This window comes from Pinibacter aurantiacus (genome assembly GCF_019130065.1).
In the GTDB taxonomy this organism is placed as follows: domain Bacteria; phylum Bacteroidota; class Bacteroidia; order Chitinophagales; family Chitinophagaceae; genus Pinibacter; species Pinibacter aurantiacus.
Map to the genome: position 1 here is coordinate 18,268 of NZ_JAHSPG010000003.1, position 18,384 is coordinate 36,651.

At 41.6% G+C, this 18,384-nt stretch carries 16 protein-coding genes; 3 read left to right on the forward strand and 13 right to left on the reverse strand.

Features of this window, described 5'->3' with window-relative positions; translation table 11 throughout:
- Window positions 1–78: 78 nt before the first annotated feature.
- The 4 genes from KTO63_RS05915 to pdeM form a co-directional block, all read right to left on the reverse strand.
- Window positions 79–1,203 (reverse strand): FecR domain-containing protein, encoded by a 1,125-nt coding sequence (locus tag KTO63_RS05915; protein WP_217790326.1) that lies wholly within the window; start codon window positions 1,201–1,203, stop codon window positions 79–81.
- A gap of 79 nt (window positions 1,204–1,282) precedes the next feature.
- The gene (locus KTO63_RS05920; RefSeq protein WP_217790327.1) at window positions 1,283–1,873 is read right to left on the reverse strand and encodes an RNA polymerase sigma factor; all 591 of its coding nucleotides are present in this window, start codon (window positions 1,871–1,873) and stop codon (window positions 1,283–1,285) included.
- Window positions 1,874–2,093: 220 nt separating this feature from the next.
- On the reverse strand, window positions 2,094–2,534 hold the full coding sequence (locus KTO63_RS05925; RefSeq protein WP_217790328.1) for a nuclear transport factor 2 family protein: 441 nt from the start codon (window positions 2,532–2,534) through the stop codon (window positions 2,094–2,096).
- Window positions 2,535–2,825: 291 nt separating this feature from the next.
- Complete coding sequence (pdeM, locus tag KTO63_RS05930; protein WP_217790329.1) at window positions 2,826–3,503, reverse strand: ligase-associated DNA damage response endonuclease PdeM; 678 nt, start codon at window positions 3,501–3,503, stop codon at window positions 2,826–2,828.
- A gap of 277 nt (window positions 3,504–3,780) precedes the next feature.
- Here pdeM and KTO63_RS05935 point away from each other — a divergent pair, with 277 nt between their 5' ends.
- Window positions 3,781–4,290 (forward strand): hypothetical protein, encoded by a 510-nt coding sequence (locus tag KTO63_RS05935; RefSeq protein WP_217790330.1) that lies wholly within the window; start codon window positions 3,781–3,783, stop codon window positions 4,288–4,290.
- 89 nt (window positions 4,291–4,379) lie between these two features.
- On the opposite strand, the gene KTO63_RS05940 is transcribed toward KTO63_RS05935, so the two are convergent.
- From KTO63_RS05940 to KTO63_RS05960, 5 genes are all read right to left on the reverse strand, one after another.
- Window positions 4,380–6,878 (reverse strand): ligase-associated DNA damage response DEXH box helicase, encoded by a 2,499-nt coding sequence (locus tag KTO63_RS05940; RefSeq protein WP_232373052.1) that lies wholly within the window; start codon window positions 6,876–6,878, stop codon window positions 4,380–4,382.
- Between the two features lie 160 nt (window positions 6,879–7,038).
- Window positions 7,039–8,433 carry a c-type cytochrome gene (locus KTO63_RS05945; protein ID WP_217790332.1) on the reverse strand — a complete coding sequence of 465 codons (1,395 nt, stop codon included), beginning with the start codon at window positions 8,431–8,433 and terminating at the stop codon, window positions 7,039–7,041.
- 290 nt (window positions 8,434–8,723) lie between these two features.
- Window positions 8,724–10,388 carry an ATP-dependent DNA ligase gene (locus KTO63_RS05950; protein ID WP_232373053.1) on the reverse strand — a complete coding sequence of 555 codons (1,665 nt, stop codon included), beginning with the start codon at window positions 10,386–10,388 and terminating at the stop codon, window positions 8,724–8,726.
- A 30-nt stretch (window positions 10,389–10,418) separates the two neighbouring features.
- On the reverse strand, window positions 10,419–11,420 hold the full coding sequence (locus KTO63_RS05955) for a ligase-associated DNA damage response exonuclease (RefSeq protein ID WP_217790333.1): 1,002 nt from the start codon (window positions 11,418–11,420) through the stop codon (window positions 10,419–10,421).
- 74 nt (window positions 11,421–11,494) lie between these two features.
- Window positions 11,495–12,166 (reverse strand): NAD(P)H-binding protein, encoded by a 672-nt coding sequence (locus KTO63_RS05960; RefSeq protein ID WP_217790334.1) that lies wholly within the window; start codon window positions 12,164–12,166, stop codon window positions 11,495–11,497.
- A 21-nt stretch (window positions 12,167–12,187) separates the two neighbouring features.
- On the opposite strand from KTO63_RS05960, the gene murB reads away from it, so the two are divergent.
- Entirely contained in the window at window positions 12,188–13,204 is a 1,017-nt protein-coding gene (gene murB, locus KTO63_RS05965; protein ID WP_217790335.1) for a UDP-N-acetylmuramate dehydrogenase, read from the forward strand.
- A gap of 137 nt (window positions 13,205–13,341) precedes the next feature.
- On the opposite strand, the gene KTO63_RS05970 is transcribed toward murB, so the two are convergent.
- Together KTO63_RS05970 and KTO63_RS05975 are read right to left on the reverse strand one after the other, a co-directional pair.
- On the reverse strand, window positions 13,342–14,397 hold the full coding sequence (locus KTO63_RS05970; RefSeq protein ID WP_217790336.1) for a proline iminopeptidase-family hydrolase: 1,056 nt from the start codon (window positions 14,395–14,397) through the stop codon (window positions 13,342–13,344).
- 124 nt (window positions 14,398–14,521) lie between these two features.
- Window positions 14,522–14,914: a DoxX family protein gene (locus KTO63_RS05975; protein ID WP_217790337.1), complete on the reverse strand. Its 393-nt coding sequence runs from the start codon at window positions 14,912–14,914 to the stop codon at window positions 14,522–14,524.
- 97 nt (window positions 14,915–15,011) lie between these two features.
- On the opposite strand from KTO63_RS05975, the gene KTO63_RS05980 reads away from it, so the two are divergent.
- On the forward strand, window positions 15,012–15,347 hold the full coding sequence (locus KTO63_RS05980) for a winged helix-turn-helix transcriptional regulator (protein WP_217790338.1): 336 nt from the start codon (window positions 15,012–15,014) through the stop codon (window positions 15,345–15,347).
- Window positions 15,348–15,505: 158 nt separating this feature from the next.
- Here KTO63_RS05980 and KTO63_RS05985 read toward each other — a convergent pair whose 3' ends face one another.
- Entirely contained in the window at window positions 15,506–17,041 is a 1,536-nt protein-coding gene (locus KTO63_RS05985; protein ID WP_217790339.1) for a sigma 54-interacting transcriptional regulator, read from the reverse strand.
- A 114-nt stretch (window positions 17,042–17,155) separates the two neighbouring features.
- Window positions 17,156–18,253, reverse strand: coding sequence for a vWA domain-containing protein (locus KTO63_RS05990; RefSeq protein ID WP_217790340.1), 1,098 nt, complete (start codon window positions 18,251–18,253; stop codon window positions 17,156–17,158).
- Window positions 18,254–18,384: the final 131 nt, after the last annotated feature.

Below are 18,384 nucleotides of genomic sequence, written 5' to 3' on the forward strand. Positions count from 1 at the left end.
AATTCTTAATTCCTAATTCTTAATTCTTAATTGAAAATCTGCCTGCCCGACTAAAGCCATTCAGGCGGGCGTTCCGATCTATTTGCGTAGTGAAATTTCTCCACCAGTCATCACATAACTAATACTGGTGGTTTTTGAAAGCATGTCGAGGAAGTCGGTGATGGATTTTTGTTTCTCCAATGCACCGGTGATATGAATCTTTGCGAGTGAAGGATTATCAAGTTTTACCTGAACGTCGAACCATCTTTCTATAGCCGGAACGATGTTTCCCAGCTCTTCATTTTTGAAATAGTAAATGCCGTGCATCCAGCCCAGCACCATGGTTTCGTCAAAATTAGCCTTTGACAGTTTTTTATCAGATTGAAGATCTACGGCTTCACCTGGCTGCAGGAGTTGTTTGTCGTTGTCGCTTTCTACGCTCACTTTTCCATTCACAAGCGATATTTGCATTGGCTCGCCCGGGTATGCTTTAACGTTGAACTCTGTTCCGAGCACACTGATTTTTACGCCATTTACCTTCACAACAAACGGAGCGCCTGCATTTTGCGCCACTTTAAAATAGGCCTCTCCTTTTACAGTCACTTCTCGCGAAGAGCCGTTGAATTGATATGGGAAATTCAGATCGGTTGCAGCATTCATCCATACCTGCGTTCCGTCTGTCAATTGCAGTTTATAGGATCTTGTTTTGGGAACAGATAAGGTGTTGATGCCATTGGCGTCAACATTTCCTGCGGTCGCAAATACGTCTTTCAGGTTCTCATTTTGCTCTACGGAAATAGATTTTCCGTTTGCCAGCTGAAGTTTCAAATCGCCGGCCGCATTATGGCGGTTTTGAAAAAACATAACACCTGCGGTTACCACAATGCCGCCCACTACTGCCGCCGCCGCGTATCTCAGCCACTTGCGGCCAGACATTTTTACTACCGGAGCCGGTGCAACTGCCTGTAGCATTGTACCCGTGGCATCCGAAGCTGCAAGTTTATCCTGCAGAGCCTGCCAGCTGCTTTCTGCATTGTAAGTTCTGTTAAATGAAACCAGTTTCTTTAGACTGTGCACCTGCAGCATTTGTTGCCATAACTCCTGGACATGGCTATCTGTTACCAATAACTCATCCAATCTCTGGTTATCTTCTTCCGAGATCTGGTTAGTTAATTTGTCAATAATTAACTGTTCAATGGGCGGTATGGCAGCAGATTCTGTCAATATGAAACTATTTTTCAATTATTTATCTATAATAACAAACAATTATCTGTTGTGTTTAATAAATTTCAAACATTCTCACTTATTTGTTAGACAACAAATAAATAAAAATGGGTGACAACATCCCAACAAACGAGTTATAATTTTTCAGACTTGTTCTAAGTTTAGTAAAAGCCCTCTTTAATTGCGTTTTTACCGTGTTGATGGATACGTCAAAAATATCGGCAGCCTCCTGGTATTTTTTCCCATCGACATACACCACTTCAAAAATCTGGCGGCACTGCTCGGGCAACTCTTTCAAAGCATTGTTAACGGCATCGGTTACTTCCGCCAATTCCATATGATTTACCTGAAAAGACGAGCTCAGCAGGTCGACATACCCTTTTTCTTTTTCGTTATACCTGCTTTTGAACTTTAAAATGTTGAGTGCTGCGTTACGAATGGAAACGCCGAGGTAGGAACCGAGGGATTCGTTGATTGCGTCGAACTTGCGTTCATGCCAGAATTTTACAAATATATCCTGCACAAGATCTTCGGCATCGGCTTCATCGGGCAAAAGAAGACATGCCTGCATACAAAGCTGTTTGTAATACTTATCAAACAAAGCCTTGAATCCAGCTGCTTCTCCTTGTTTTAAGAGCTCCAATATTTCCCGGTCTTCTGAAGCTGTCATTCCCGATAATTAGTCAATTATAGTGCACAATGTTTTCCTGATCTTGAACTTCAAGATTGTGCTTTATTTGAAAATTTGAGGATTTGAAAATTTGAAAATTCATTTGGTGCAACTCCTCATTTTTTAAATGAACTCTCCAAAAAAAAGAGAGCAAATAATTAATCCCAAATACTACACCTAAGCATTTTCAAATTCCCATATTTTCAAATTTTCAAATCATTTATGAATTTACTTTAACTGCCTGTCTCGCGAGCAATTTCCATTTTCCACCATTTTTTTGCCACACCAATAAAATATATAGTTCAACCTTTCTTGGTCCTTTTCCTTTGTCATCTGTGTTGGCTGACAGCTTGTGCCTTACAATAGCCGTTTCTTTTACAACGGTAATCGTTTGATCAGTTAAAGTGATATCGAGGAAATGCGAATTCCCATTTGTTATGTTTTCCACGAATGTCTTCTTGTCTTCGAGTTTACCACTTGAATGTCCATATGTCAACTGATCGAGCGTGATGCTTTCGAGTGTTGCTTTGTCTGCGCTGACCATTGCTTTGCGCAAAGTCTCCACGGCGTCTGCAACTGCTTTCTCGTCTTTCGTTTGAGCAGATACGTTAGTCAGGGTAAATGCACTGATTGCCATAATTGCAAGTAATCTTTTAAACATGGTTGTTTTGGATTGTGGCTAAACTTACGAATTGTAACGTAATTGAGAGAAAAAAATCGGTGAGTAGCAGAGATTTATCGAGGAACAATTAAGAATTAGGAATTAGGAATTAAGAATTGCCCTGCTGACACATTCAATTTGACAGGTAAAGGCGTTTTAATGCTCAACATTTTAAATGGAAGATTCATTAAACAATAACACACAGAAAGAATTCTTAATTCCTAATTCCTAATTCTTAATTCTTAATTCCTAATTCCTAATTCCTAATTCCTAATTCCTAATTCTTAATTCCTAATTTACCCGAATCACTGAATCATTTACCAGCGCAAAAACATCATCTTCCTTGTAAATATCAATTCTTGCGAAACCGGTGAACTTGCTGAATGCGGGCAGCACAGCGAATTGTTCGCCAAAATAAAAACAGGGAAATGCCAGCGACTGCTTGCCCAATCCATTAATGCGTACACCAGGATGAATGTGACCACTGAACACGTATTTGTCAACAGCTTCAAAATCAACAGCGGCTATGTCATGTGTGAATAAGAAAGCGCCATCATCATCGGCAGTGCAGGTGGTAATATCTGAATCGCAAACGGAAATGCCCATTTGACGGTACAAATCATCTTTTAGAATGTCATGGTTACCCTTTACCAATTGTATGTGCAGGCTATCGAAATCGCTTCGCCAGCGACGAAAGAAATCCATCTCTTTATTGGCGCTGCTGTGAAACATGTCGCCCACAATGATGAGTTGCTCAGGTTTAAAAAATTGAATGAGTTGAAATAATCGCTGTAAATCTTCTTTATACATGTTTTGGGGAACTGCAATCCCTTCTTTTCTGAAGTGACCGGTCTTACCGAAATGAAGATCCGAAAGTAAAAGTGCTTTTGCTTCCTCCCAATAAATGACTCTTTGTGATGATAACCAAAGTGTTTGCTCCCTCAATGTGTATTTAATCGGCGCCTGCATAACAACAAATTTATTGAATTTGAAAATTTGAGGATTTGAAAATTTTCAAATGCTTTAGGCGCGCCCTTTCGAATTTGTTATTTGTCCCCGAATATTTGGAGAGTTCTTTTGAAAAATGAAAAGTTGCACAGAAGAATTTTCAAATTTTCAAATCCTCATATTTTCAAATAAAGCACGGGCTTGAAATCAGCAGATCAAAAAAGTGTTCTCAATTATGAAGTATTCAACTGCTTTTGCTACATTTAAACTCTATTAAACAATCATCAAAGCCACTTTTATGAACGATTTCGCCTCTACGAACGATCACCTTTCCGGTATCGAAGAACCTAAAAAATTACCCAGCACCTTAAACGTATTGACTATTCTTACTTTTATCTGGTGTGGCATTACCATTATTTCATCTTTTTACAGTTTTGCAACAGCAAAATCAGGTTATGAAAAGCTGGAAAAAATGCAGGGATCACCTGAGCTTGAAAATGCACCTGAATTTGTAAAAAAAATGACTGGCCCCGAGATGCTTGAAGTATCAAGAAAATCCATGGAAAACAGGGTTCCTATTTTATTGGTGGCGCTCATCGCAACCGGCCTTTGTATCTATGGAGCCATGCAAATGAGAAAGCTACTAAAGCAAGGTTATTATGTTTGGCTGATCGGAGAAATACTGCCAATTATTACCACGTTTATATTCATAGGCGCCGGAGCCTTTTCTCCATTTTTCCTTTTCTTCTTAATATTCCCTGTGTTGTTCATCTTTCTGTATGGCACGCAGTTGAAGCATATGCATTAATAGTTGAAAATGCGGTTTAATATTTTAACCTCAGGGCGAATACGATTCGCCCCTACCATTTTTAACTTTCAACTTTCAATTTTCAATTTTCAACTACCTAACTGTTGCTGCATCTTCTTCACCCTGTCTTCCAAACTTTCAGATGATAAGGCTTCTCGCATGCTGTCTACTTTTACAGGGAAGCTGAATGGTGTAAGACGTTCGGGAAAGCTTAATATAATTTTGGAAGACTGAATTCGCTCCAGCATGTTACGCAAACGCACTTCTTCCATTTGCTGGAACAGCACTTCCTGGAATGCCTGCCTTAATAGCAAATTGTCTTTATCGTATTCGCGGAACACTTTGAACAACAAGGATGCAGACGACTGCAAGTGCCTGGCTTTTTTATACTCACCCGGGTAACCCTGAAAAATCAATCCACCAATTACCGCAATATCTCTGAATTTTCGTTTAGCCATCTCCGTGGCATTAGCACTTCGCTGGATATCATCGAGCAAAGATTCGGTGGTGAACAACTCGTAAACGTTTGTATCATCTACTGGAATCGGCTGGTCGCTGAGCAATTCAAAACTGTAATCGTTCATGGCAAATGAAAATGTGATGGGAACAATCTTACTGATCCTATATGCCAAAATAGCCGCCATGGCTTCATTCACCAGCCTGCCTTCAAAAGTATGTACAAAGAGATGGAAGCCTTCCTTTGTCTCAATTTGCTCAATCAACAATTCATTTGCCCGTGGCACGCGTGAAAGATGTTCCTGCAATTCAAACAATGGCTGCAATACTTCAAGCTCTATATCGCGATCGGGTTTTGCAACCAATGCCTCGTCGAACTTTTCCCGCAGCTTGCGGCCAAGGTTTGCGGAGAGCGGCATACGTCCACCCTGCCAGCTCGGGACAATCGTTTTTTTCGAAGTTGATCTGCGCACGAGCACCGTCATGTCTTTGATCATCACCAGTTCCACGTTTCTTCCTGCAAGTGTAAAAACTTCGCCGGGCTCCAGGCGGGACACGAACCACTCTTCTATTACGCCAATATAGCCGCCACTTATAAACCGCACTTTCAACATGGATTCACTTACGATGGTACCAATGTGCAGGCGGTGCCGCATAGCGATTCTCCGGCTGGTTATTTTGTACAAGCCATTAATGATCTCTACCTTTTTGTATTCATCATATTGCTGCAAAGCGTTGCCTCCATTAGTAACAAAGTATAGCAATTCCTGCCACTCTTCGTATGTAATGTCGCTATAGCAAAACGTTGTTCTTACTTCATTGAAAATTTCTTCAGGATAAAAACCATCTGACACGGCCAATGTGCAGAGGTATTGTATCAATACATCAAAGCACAACAACATGGGTTCGCGGCTTTCAATCAGGTTTTCTTTCACAGCACTTTTCAGTGCAGCAGCTTCCACGAGTTCCAGCGAATGTGTTGGCAGGAAATAAATTTTACTCACTGCATCCGGTTGGTGACCACTCCGTCCCGCACGTTGTAAAAATCGTGCGACACCTTTTGGCGAACCTACTTGTATTACTGTATCTACCGGCCTGAAGTCAACGCCCAAATCAAGACTGGCTGTGCTTACCACCACTTTTAATCTACCGGTGTGCAAGCTGTCTTCCACCCACAGTCGAAGTGCCTGCTCAATGCTTCCGTGATGCAAGGCGATGGCTCCTGCAAGGTCCGGCGCTTCATCAAGCAAAGCCTGGTACCATCTTTCACTCATGCCTCTTGTGTTGATGAATACCAGTGTGGTTTTACTTTCTCTTACAATCGGTACTACCTTGTGCACAAGCTTTAGACCAAGGTGTCCGGCCCACGGATATTTTTCTATTTCATCCGGGATGATGGGGATGATCTCAATTTTCTTTTTCAGATCTGCCTTAACAATAACACCGTGTTCTTTTACGGGTGATAGCAAAACATCTCTCGCCTGATCGAGATTACCAATCGTCGCGCTGATGCCCCACACTTGGATTGGCTTGTCATAACCATTTACAGAGGTAGCTGTTTCTTTCATCCATGATTTGCCAATATTCACAATGCGTGAAATAGCAAGTTCTACCTGCACGCCACGTTTGCTGCCAAGCAACTCATGCCATTCATCAACTGCAATAATGCGCAGGTATTTAAAAATATCGTAGTACCCTTTTTGTGCCAGCAACAAATGCAAACTTTCTGGCGTAATGATAAGCACTTCAGGCATTTGCCGCTTTTGCTTTTGCCGTTCGCTTATTTCGGTGTCGCCATTTCGTACGCCCACCTTCCATTCCATGCCGAGCTCTGCAATTACTTCTTCCATTGCTCGGCCGATATCCTTTGCCAGGGCTCGCAGTGGCGTTACCCAAATCAACTGCAATCCATTCTTGCTTCTTGTTTTGTAATCTTTCGGATGATCGTTGATAAACTGAATCAATGCGCCGAGAAATACCGAGTAAGTTTTACCAAAACCTGTCGGCGCATTTACTAAACCATGTTTACCATCGACAATATACGCCCATGCTTCCTCCTGGAAACGAAAAGGAGTACGGTCTTTTTCGGCCAGCCAGGCCTTGATTATTTTGTATCCGGGAGTTTTTTTCAAAAACAATTAATAATTAATAAATTCAAAATCTTTACCACTAAGACACTAAGGGCGCTAAGGTTTAAAATTCCACCTTAAAAATATTTCGCAAGCCACATTCAATAACACCTCATCGCATAAAAGCATTCTTAATTCTTAATTCCTAATTCTTAATTCCTCTCTACAGCGTTTTTAAATATTCCACCACTGCTTTCCTTTCCTGCGCCGTAAGCTTGTCACCAAAATAATGCCCGTAGTTGCCGTAGCCTTTCAACGTTGTGTTGTAGGTTACTGTGTTATCTGCTTTGGTTTCCGTTTTGTATGGCCAACCCAGATTTTGATAATCGTATTGCGGATCATCGAAATTGCGTGACCAGTACTTGGGTCTTGCCTTGCTATTTAAAACACCATCGATTGTTGGCACTGAACCATTGTGCAGATAAGGTGCGGTTGCCCAAACGCCATCCAGCGGCGGAGCGATGTACCCGTTGTACGGTTGCAACTTGGCAGGATGATCACCTTTGGAAAACCAACTGTTATTGAACCAGGTCACAAACTGTGGATTTTGATAATTGCTTTTGAACAACATGGAATCCGTTTTAATAATAGATTCCGGAATCAACAAGTTGGGATAGGCATCATCATCGCCATATGTGCCGTGGCATTTGGAACAGTTATCAATAAAAAGGCTCTTTCCTTTGGCAGCCAAATTTGCATCAACATTCCCTGGATATTTTGGCGGCTGGATGGAATAAATATAAGCCAGCACATCGTTGATCTTGCCATCTACTTCTCTTGACTCGGATGTATCATTTACCGTGAGCAGGTTTGACGCCATTAAAAACCTTCCAAAATCGCCACGACCAAAACCAGTGTAAAACATGGCGTTTTTCTTTTTCAGCAACCACCACGCGGGAACGTCTGTTGGATACACTTCATCGGGAACATCAAGCAATGGTTCATCGCTCCACTCAAAAGTTTCAGGATTCCGGTGCGCCGCAAGAACCGCCGCCAGCCTGTCTGCTGCGTTCACTCCACGAACTTCTGTGATGAGCTTAGGGCCAATTGCTTTGGCAACTGTTATAAATGGAAGTGCCGCACGATATTTTTTAGGAGCAGTTGTTTTTAGTACTTTTTCGAGTGTATTGAGTTGTCTTATATCGAGCTTTTGACCATTGCTAAAATCAATGAAAGTATTACCCATGCCTATGTACACAGAATCATTAAACACTTGTGCATGGCATTGCATGCAATTTGGAGCAACCAGGTTTTCACCGTTCGTCGCTTTCACCACCGTGTAATCATAACTCACATTTGCATTGAGGCCATCGCGCTGGAGATAATTCTTTTTCTCTTTGCCCATCGCCATTTTGAAGAAGCTGTACGGGATGCCGCCTTTCACATAATCGCCGGTTGTTAAGTAAGCATAACCCTTCTCTGCATTTCCGGTGCGTTGTGCACTTGGAGGAATGGGCTCAGGTTTTTCATCTTTCCCGGGGCCCGATGTTTTTGTGGAATTACCCAAAATGACAGCCGCGAATGCCACAATCCCCAACCCCACTATCATTGATTTCATTAAAGGCATACTTATTTTTAAGAGGTATAAATTTAAGGAAAAATCGGTGGCTGGAAGAAAGCACGCAGATGACGCAGATTAGACTGATTTACACGGATTTTCTTTCCTGAGTTTTCATAAGATTGGTAATTGTAATCCGATGCGGTTTCCTTAGCGAGAGGGCTTCGACAAGCTCAGCCTGACAGTGCGAGCGGAGTGTCAGGCTGAGCTTGTCGAAGCCTTGCCCAAACAAGAAAACGACATTGAATTGAAACTCTCCATTTTCAACTTTCAACTTTCAAAATTTCCAATTACTTCCCATACTGCTCCAGCATTTGTTTCAAATCGTCCAGCGTATTGATCTCATCTGGCTTCTTGTCTTTCCGCCAGCGGTTGATTCGTGGAAAACGAAGGGCCACACCAGATTTGTGACGATTAGATGCGGCGATTCCTTCGAACGCAATTTCAAAAATGAGTTCAGGCTTTACTGTTCGCACCGGACCAAATTTCTCCAGAGAATTTCTTTTAACAAAGTAATCTACTTCGCCAAACTCTTTATCCGTAAGGCCGGAATAGGCTTTCGTAAATGGCACCAATTTATCTCCATCTTTTACGGCAAATGTATAGTCGGTGTAAAGATTACTTCTTCTGCCGCTTCCTTTTTGTGCATAGATCATCACCGCATCTATGGTTAATGGATCTATTTTCCATTTCCACCAGTCACCTCTTTTTCTTCCGACCTGGTAAGCGGAAGATTTTCTCTTTAGCATCACTCCTTCAGAATTGATCAATCTCGCTGTTACGCGGGTGGCGGCCAGTTCGGCCCACATGTCGAATGCTATGATAGGTGAAAGAAACACCTCGCTGCTCTGCAAATCGGCAACTATTTGTTCCAGTTGTGTCCGTCTTTCCTGCATTGTTTTTTCGCGCCAGTCTTCATGATTGTATTCCAGTAAATCATAAGCAATGAAAATAACAGGTGCTTCCTGCAATTGCTTTTTCGAAATATTTTTTCGACCGATGCGCGTTTGCAAATTTGCAAAGGGCAATACCACAAAGCCTTCATCGCTTTGCCTTCCGGAAATAATTTCACCATCCATTACAATTCCATCCGGCAGTTTGTCTTTAAGAAAATGATATTCTGGAAATTTTTCGGTAATCAACTCTTCACCTCTGCTCCAAACAAATAACTCGTTATTGCGCTTGATGATTTGTCCGCGAATGCCGTCCCATTTCCATTCTGCCTGCCATTCGTGTGGCAAGCCAAGTTCTGCAGGTTCACCTTCGATGGCGTAGGCAAGATAAAATGGATAAGGTTTGGAATCATCCGAATTGCTTTCATGCAAGAGCGCTGAAAACGTTGTCATCACAGGATCCCAGTTGCCACTGATGCGGTGTGCTACTGTGGCCGCAGGTAGTTCAGTAACTTTCGACAATGCGTTTACCATCAATTGTTGCGAAACGCCGATTCTAAAATTTCCTGTGATCAGTTTATTAAAAACAAAGCGCTCCTGCTGATTCATTTGCCGCCATGAATCGATGACGAATTGTTTCTTCACTTCTTCACTTTGCTTCTCAATGCCAATAAGCTGTTCGATATAATAGTGTAAAGGCTGTTCTTCTTTCGGCACCATTATTTCAGGGGGTATGAGCAGAGAAATGGTTTCTGCCAGATCACCTACAGTGAGGTAACACTCTGCAAACAACCATTGCGGAAGATTCACCAATTCAAGGCACCATAACTGAAGCAATGCGGCGCTCACCGATCTGCGTGGTCTTCTACCACTAAAAATTGCGATCATCCAGACTTTGTCCTTATCACCCGCAACAGAAAAATAGTTTGACAATGCTTCAAGCTTATCATTGGTTTTAGTAGAAGTTCCCAAAGACATAATCAACTCAGCAAACAACGACATGCCACCAACCTGCATTGGCACTTCGTTTACATCTTCTCCATATGTTAGCATTTCATCCATATACACCTAATCATTTTCAATTTTCAACTTTCAATTTCCCTCCACTGCATCTTCATCATTCCCATACTCCGTCTTCACTTCCGCCGACTCAATTCCCTTTTCATTTAAGTAGCGACTGAACGCTGATTGAAAGCCATGGGTTACAAAAACTTTTGAAGCCTCTGTTGCCTCAATCGCCTGCAGCAACCCGTTCCAATCCGCATGGTCGCTCAGCGCAAAACCTGCATCAATATTGCGTCTTCGTACATTGCCGCGCACCTGCATCCATCCGCTGCATACGCCCACTTCGAAAGGTGTGAATCTGCGCATCCATAAAGATGCTTCTGCACTTGGCGGTGCAATGATCACCGCATTTTTGTATTTCTCTTTGGGAGCATCGATGTCAATCCTATTGATGTCGGGAAACTTAAAGCCGCTGCTTTTTAGCGTTTGAAAAATATTCCAAACAGCTCCATGTGCGTGGATGTTGGAGGTAACTTCTGCAATCGGTGCAATAATGCGTTGTGCCTTGCCTAAGCTATAAGCGATGATGACAGCATTTGCATTTTTTTCAAAACAATCTTTTATCCAGTTTTGAATGTCAATAAAAATATCTGCTTGCTTCTTCCAGTTGTAAATAGGTAGGCCAAAAGTTGACTCGGTAATGAATGTATTGCATTTCACTGGTTCAAATTCGCCGCTGATGCCGTCATTTTCCGTTTTATAGTCTCCACTTACTACCCAAACATCTCCGTTACGCTCGACCCTGATTTGCGATGATCCAATGATGTGCCCTGCAGGATGCAATGACACTTTTACACCGTTTATAAAAACAGGCTGGCCCCATTCGAGTGTTTCGTAATTGCCATCGCCTAACCGTTGTTGTAATAATGGCTTTGTGAAAGTGTGGCACAAATATGATTTGCTGCCCCATCTGGCATGGTCGCTATGGGCGTGGGTGATAACGGCTTTATCGACCGGCTGCCAGGGATCGATGTAAAAATTTCCTTCGGCACAGTAGAGCCCTTTATCGGTAAATTGGATGAGCGCCATAGGTAAATGAATCTACTAATTTTGTGCCCGCATTCTGGGATGCATCTCCGTACAGACAAGGCAATGCCTTGTCTCTACCGTGCCAGCCGCTTCATATCATCATACTCATAAATGAATATTCCTTTTTTTCCTTCATCCACAGCTTTAATCATTGCCCTTGCAACATCTTCTCCCTGGATGGGTTTATATTTTCTCAAACCTCCAAAAAAGAAAATAGCAAAAATGGGCATGATGGCCTGAAACACTTTCTCCATCAACCGATATTCTTTTCGCTTGCCCATTAACAGCGATGGACGTGTGATGATGATCTGCGGAATTTGCTCTTTGGAAACCGCTTCTTCCACAACGCCTTTTAACTTGATGTAGAAGTTATTGTTATTTGCAGCATTGGCACCAATCGCAGACACCAGAGCAAAACAATATACGCCGTATTTGGCAGCAGCTTTGGCAGCATTTACAGGAATATCATAATCAATTTTCCGATAAGCGTTTTTATCGCCCTTTACTTGTTTATTGGTGGTGCCGATCGCGCTGAAAACAACGTCGCTTCCCGCAATCGCATTTTCTAACGCTTTTTGATTTCCGAAGTCAACAATAATTTGCTCAACCTTACTGTTTACAGGTATTTCCAGGGGACGACGTACAATGGCTTTAATTTTGCCGTAGCTATTGTCCTTCATCAACAGATCCAGTATATGTCCGCCAATTAATCCTGTTGCGCCAATCAATGCTGCTGTTCTACTCATTTTTTTAAAGTATTATTGCGTATGCAAATTCTCGAAAACGTTTCGCTAAAAAGCTACAACACATTTGGTATTGATGTTGTTGCCAGACAATTTACCAAATTTTCTACAATAGAAGAACTGAATGAATTGTTGACCGCAAACCCGGCAGAGAAAAATAACCACATGATCCTCGGTGGCGGCAGTAATATTCTTTTTACCAAGAACTTTGATGGCATCGTTTTGAAAAACGAGATCAAAGGCATTGAAAAAATAGCAGAGGACGATGAGTATGTGTACGTTAAGGCCGGCTCTGGCGAAAGCTGGCACCAGTTTGTATTGCACTGCATTCAACATAACTATGCAGGGGTAGAAAATCTTTCCCTGATTCCCGGCAATGTTGGCGCAAGCCCGATGCAGAATATCGGAGCATACGGTGTCGAGATCAAAGACGTTTTTCACGAGTTGGAGGCATTTCATTTGCACGATAGGAAATCAGTAAAATTCACTTTAAAGGATTGCCATTTTGGCTATCGTGAGAGTGTTTTCAAGAATATCTATAAAAACCTGTTTGCTATTGCAAATGTTACTTACAAATTGCGCAAGCAACCTCGATTCAATACAACTTACGGCGCAATTGAACACGAGCTCGAAAAAATGAATGTGAAAGACCTAAGCATACAAGCTATTTCCCAGGCCGTTATTAATATCAGGTCATCCAAACTTCCAGATCCAAAAGAAATCGGCAACGCCGGTAGTTTCTTTAAAAATCCTTCAGTTACAGGTGAAAAATTTGAATCACTTAAAAATGAATTCCCGCACATTGTGGGCTACCCGCTTGAAGGCAATTACTTTAAGCTCGCGGCTGGCTGGCTCATCGAGCAGTGTGGATGGAAAGGATTTCGTAAAGGAGATGCAGGCTGTCATGCAAAGCAGGCGCTTGTTTTGGTCAACTACGGCAACGCCAACGGCAAAGAAATTTTCGATCTCAGCACCGACATTTTGAAAAGTGTAGAAGTGAAGTTTGGTGTAGAGCTGGAGAGAGAAGTGAACATTAATTAGTAGTTAGAAATTAGGAATTAGGAGTTAGTTGGAGGTATAAATTACATTCTTAACTCTTGAGAAGCCTCAATAATAATCTTTGTAAAAATACGAAAGCTTCGATCTTTCTAATTTCTAATTCCTAATTTCTAACTCCTCTACTTATTCTTCCACTCATTCACTCCCTTCACAAACCTCACCAATCCCTTCATGTAGGTTTGCTGATCATCGTACATTGCCATGTGGCTGCCGTTCACGCAGTATAGAAAACTGCCGTTGGTGAATTGTGTTGACATCCATTTCATGTGATCCGGGTCCATGGTATCATATTGAGCACCTATCACAAGTACAGGAATTTTTATTGTTTTCAAATCTGCTTTGCGATCCCATTTGGCAAGCTTGCCACTGATGCCAAATTCACTCGGACCCTGCATAGCAACATACAAAGAATGATTCAACTTGCCGAAAGAACGGGTTACAGGCTCCGGCCAGTGGTCCAAAGGAATGCGACAAATATGTTTTGTATAGAAGTTGTTCATCAGCAAATCCATGTATTGCGGATTTTCGAAATCGCCTTTAGCCTCAAGCGCCCTGATGGAAGAAAGCACTCCCGGATCAATTTGTTTTGCCAACACATCTCTTGAGTATTTGCCATAATCAGGACAGCTTGACATCATATTGGAAATGATCAACCCTTTTAAGTTGCGTTGGTATTTGAGTGCATACTCCATTGCCAGAATGCCGCCCCATGAATGTCCAAGTAAATAGAAATTCGTACTGTCAAGATGCAGCGCCGTTCTCACCTGCTCAACTTCATCTACGAACCTTGGCAGATCCCACATGGAGGTATCTTTTGGATTGTCTGAATTACCGCAACCCAATTGATCGTAATAAATAAACTCAATCCTTTCCTTCGGGAAAAAACTTTCCAGGCATTCAAAGTATTCATGCGTGCAACCGGGACCGCCATTGAGCAGGAGCACCTTCATTCTTGGGCTGTTGCCAATTTGCTTTGTCCAGATTTTAAATGTTCCTTTCGGTGTTTTGATAGGAATGACTTTCACGCCGCCCGTTAACACGCCTGTATCTATGGGTGTAAGGTAGTTTATACTTTCAACTCTGTTTTGTGTTGTTGTAGAGTCGTCGCTACATCCGAGAAATAATACTACAAAACTTAACAGAATCAAACCTGATAATCTTTTTACTAAAATCATTTTCGGTAGGTTAGTGAAATAAATTTAGCAAAAAGCTATGATAGTTGTTAGTTAATAGTTGTTGGTTGTTAGTAGACGCCGACTGCCAAAGCCTAGCAACAAACAACTATCAACTAACAACTGATCACGAGAAAGATGGTTTAAAATCTGCTTTTGCAGCGACACCTGTTGAAATCCTCTTCTTGAAATAATAAGACAATGCCAAAACAACCAGGAAGATCAACGGCATTATGAATGGCGTATGGGTTGCGATGTGCGTCCACGCGGCGCCGATTAACACAAATGTAAATCCTGCGTAGGCCCATTCTTTCACTTTATTGGAAATAGGAACCAGCAGCGCAATTCCGCCCAATAACTTCGCTACTCCCAGGATGGTGACAAAGAACTCCGGAAATCCCAGAAATTTAAATGTGCTAACCAGGAACGGGGCCTTTGATAAATACAGGTAACTACTGAAAACGAACAATCCTGCAATGATGGAGGTTGTTATCCAATACAAAATTTTATCTCTTTTCATTTTGCTGTGTTTTTATTGTTTGAACAGCAAACTTAAATTCAAACGATATACTTTTGTAAGTAGTTACCTATTGTATACCGGTTACAAAAAGTATATCATGGAATCAATACAGGAATGTAATAAAATGCGTCTCGCTATCCAGGACACTATTGAAGTGATCAATGGCAAATGGAAGTTGTTGATTATCGCATCTTTAACGCGTAAGCCTTACAGGTTTAAGGAGCTAACAAGAGAGTTGGGCATTTCACCGCGGATGCTGTCGAAGGAGTTACAAGACATGGAGATGAACAAGCTCATCAGCCGAACTGTGTATGAGTCAAAGCCTGTGACAGTAGAATATGCACTAACAGACTATGGCAAAACTTTAAACGACGTAATGAATGCCATGCGCGATTGGGGAGTAAAGCATAGGAAGAAGATAATGCGAGGGTAATTGAAAGTTGAAAATTGAAAATTGAAAATGGTAGGGGCAAATTGCATTTGCCCTGTTGTAGTTAAAAAATGCAAGCGCACAAAAAATTAATGGTTGCTAATCGTTGCACTCTGCGAAACACAAAGCCTAACAACTAACAACCACCAACTAACAACTCTCTACGAATCAAAATCAAAATCTTCCTCTTGTCCAAAAGTGGTCGGGCCCATGTTCATCATAGAGCCGATAAGATCTTTGAACTCAACCTTATTGTCGATGATTTTTTTACTGATCAATGAGTAGGCAGCCAGGCCATGCAATACAAACTCCATTAGCAATGCAGCTTGTAATTCGTTTGCTTTGGGAAAATACTTTTTCACTAAAGGTTGCAGTCCATCCACTTTATACAAGCGCATGATCTTTTCCTTGTCGGTTACATTGAAGAAAATATCAAGCGTGTTGCCCGCGTCAAACCAGCGTGTAATTGGTTTGTAAGGATCTTCTTCCTTCTCCTTCATGCTTTCTTTGCCAGTGCTGCGACGCTTTTTAAAAGATTCAGGATTAGGGAAAAATTGTACAAACTGCGAACGTAATGCCTTGTCAAGCAAATTCATCGCCACCTGGTAAGGACCTTCCTGCTCACCTTCATACACCAATTCTATTTTCCCCGTAATAGAAGGAATTATGCCGGTAAGATCACTTATCCAAACCTGCGTTTTTGCATCGCCATTTACAATAGCACGTCTTTCCGCAGCGCTCACTGCGTTCTCAAACGCACTAATGGTAAGCCTTGCAGACACTCCACTTTTCTTATCTACATACTCGTTGCTTCTTGCTTCAAATGCAACTTGCTCTATCAATCGCTTTACAAGATCGCTTACATTCACAATGTCCTTTTGCTCTTCGTGTATAGCGGCTTCCTGCTCTGTGATGGCGAGCGATGTCTCCAATGTTTTTGGATAGTGCGTCAATATCTGGCTTTCAATTCTATCTTTTAAAGGCGTTACGATGGAGCCACGATTTGTATAATCTTCAGGATTGGCGGTGAATACAAAAAGAATATCCAAAGGCATGCGTAGTTTAAAACCACGTATTTGAATATCTCCTTCTTCAAGAATATTAAACAGCGAAACCTGTATGCGGGCCTGCAGATCCGGAATCTCGTTTATCACAAAAATGCCGCGATTGCTGCGCGGTATAATGCCATAGTGGATCACACCTTCGTCAGCAAAACTAAGTTTCAAATTTGCTGCTTTAATGGGATCAATATCCCCAATCAAATCTGCCACACTTACATCAGGTGTTGCCAACTTCTCACCATAGCGTTCACTTCTGTGCAGCCATTCAATTGGCGTGCTGTCACCTTTTTCCGCGATCAATAATTTAGCATACTTGGAAATAGGATTCAGCGGATCATCATTCAATTCACTGCCCAACACAACGGGAATGTATTCATCCATCAATCCCGTCATCATGCGAGCCATGCGGGTTTTCGCTTGTCCGCGCAATCCCAGAAAAAGTATATTGTGTTTGCTAAGCAATGCTCTTTCAGTATCCGGTATTACAGAATCTTCATAACCTATAATGCCGTTGAACGAAGTTTCTTTTTGTTTTAGCTTAACTATCAGATTGCGACGAATCTCCTCCTTCACCGTTTTGCTTTTATATCCCGCCTTTTTAAGCTGACCTAATGTTGTTATATTTTTTATGTCCATGTTAAGTTTAATAATTGAATAATTGAATGATTGAATAACTGAAGGACTGAACTATTGAATGGCTGATTGACTTTTAAATTCAGTTATTCAATTATTCAGTTATTCAGTCATTCCTCAGTAAACGGTTTTCCTTTTACCACTTTCAAAATCCTTAAAAATAAATGCGCCTAAATGATCGAGCGATGCAAAGAAAGCCTTACCGTTGTTGGTTTCTGTAAACTCGTTTACAAATCGCTGCAGGTAAGGATCACTCGCGATCATAAATGTTGTAATAGGAATTTTCAGTTTCTTGCATTGCGCTGCAAGGTTGAGGCAACGGTTTGTAATCCGCCTGTCCAACCCAAAACTGTTTTTATAATAACGTTTGCCAATTTTAAGACAAGTAGGTTTCCCATCTGTTATCATAAAAATTTGCTTATTCGGATTTCTTCTTCTGCGCAGCAGATCCATTGCAAGTTCCAGTCCCGCCACTGTGTTCGTATGATATGGACCAACCTGCAGATAAGGAAGATCCTTAATCTCCACCGGCCATGCGTCGTTCCCAAAAACAACAATGTCTAAAGTGTCTTTGGGATATTTCGTTGTGATCAACTCGCTCAATGCCATTGCCACTTTCTTTGCAGGTGTAATGCGATCTTCACCATACAAAACCATGGAATGCGAAATATCAATCATCAGCACCGTAGATGTTTGCGCTTTGAAATCAGTTTCGCGGATTTGCAGGTCATCTTCCTTCATTGAAAAACTTTCCACGCCGTGGTTGATCTGTGCGTTTCTGATTGACTCTGTAAAATCAATTTGCTCAAGCATGTCGCCAAAGCGAAACGGTCTTGTTTCCGGATTGAGCTCATCTCCCAGACCCGGTTTAAATGTGTTGTGATTTCCCTGTTTGGTTTTTTTAAGCTTGCCGAAGATCTCTTCCAACGATCTTTTACGAATGCCGCGTTCTGTTTTAGGTGTGATCTTTATTTCACCCGTTTGCTTGTTTTCATCAATATAACCTTTGTCTTTCAGCTCATCCACAAAATCGCCCATACCATAGTCATCGTCAGTGATCTGGTATTCTCTATCAAGCTGATTGAGCCATTGCAGTGCCTCACCTACGTCGCCGTTGGTATAAGTAAGAAGCTGCATAAAAATTTCAAGAAGTTTTTCAAAAGCAGATTTGCCTTGTTCGTTCGGATCGAAGCCGCTAAAAAAATATCCCTTCATAAACTTTCCTCCCTTGACTACAATTTACGATTTATAATTAAAGAACCTTGGGATTAAATTAAAAGTAAAAATTCAAAAAGTAAAGTGGATTTCCTGTGTGTTATCTTTTCAGGAATGACGGTAAATTCTTT

Bases quoted from the DNA above. Each gene is read 5' to 3' on its own strand.
- KTO63_RS05920 (WP_217790327.1), bottom strand. From the start codon at position 1,873: ATGACAGCTTCAGAAGACCGGGAAATATTGGAGCTCTTAAAACAAGGA.
- KTO63_RS05980 (WP_217790338.1), top strand. From the start codon at position 15,012: ATGGAATCAATACAGGAATGTAATAAAATGCGTCTCGCTATCCAGGAC.
- KTO63_RS05960 (WP_217790334.1), bottom strand. From the start codon at position 12,166: ATGAGTAGAACAGCAGCATTGATTGGCGCAACAGGATTAATTGGCGGA.
- KTO63_RS05970 (WP_217790336.1), bottom strand. From the start codon at position 14,397: ATGATTTTAGTAAAAAGATTATCAGGTTTGATTCTGTTAAGTTTTGTA.
- KTO63_RS05950 (WP_232373053.1), bottom strand. From the start codon at position 10,388: ATGGATGAAATGCTAACATATGGAGAAGATGTAAACGAAGTGCCAATG.
- murB (WP_217790335.1), top strand. From the start codon at position 12,188: ATGCAAATTCTCGAAAACGTTTCGCTAAAAAGCTACAACACATTTGGT.
- KTO63_RS05975 (WP_217790337.1), bottom strand. From the start codon at position 14,914: ATGAAAAGAGATAAAATTTTGTATTGGATAACAACCTCCATCATTGCA.
- KTO63_RS05985 (WP_217790339.1), bottom strand. From the start codon at position 17,041: ATGGACATAAAAAATATAACAACATTAGGTCAGCTTAAAAAGGCGGGA.
- KTO63_RS05945 (WP_217790332.1), bottom strand. From the start codon at position 8,433: ATGAAATCAATGATAGTGGGGTTGGGGATTGTGGCATTCGCGGCTGTC.
- KTO63_RS05935 (WP_217790330.1), top strand. From the start codon at position 3,781: ATGAACGATTTCGCCTCTACGAACGATCACCTTTCCGGTATCGAAGAA.
- KTO63_RS05955 (WP_217790333.1), bottom strand. From the start codon at position 11,420: ATGGCGCTCATCCAATTTACCGATAAAGGGCTCTACTGTGCCGAAGGA.
- KTO63_RS05990 (WP_217790340.1), bottom strand. From the start codon at position 18,253: ATGAAGGGATATTTTTTTAGCGGCTTCGATCCGAACGAACAAGGCAAA.
- KTO63_RS05925 (WP_217790328.1), bottom strand. From the start codon at position 2,534: ATGTTTAAAAGATTACTTGCAATTATGGCAATCAGTGCATTTACCCTG.
- pdeM (WP_217790329.1), bottom strand. From the start codon at position 3,503: ATGCAGGCGCCGATTAAATACACATTGAGGGAGCAAACACTTTGGTTA.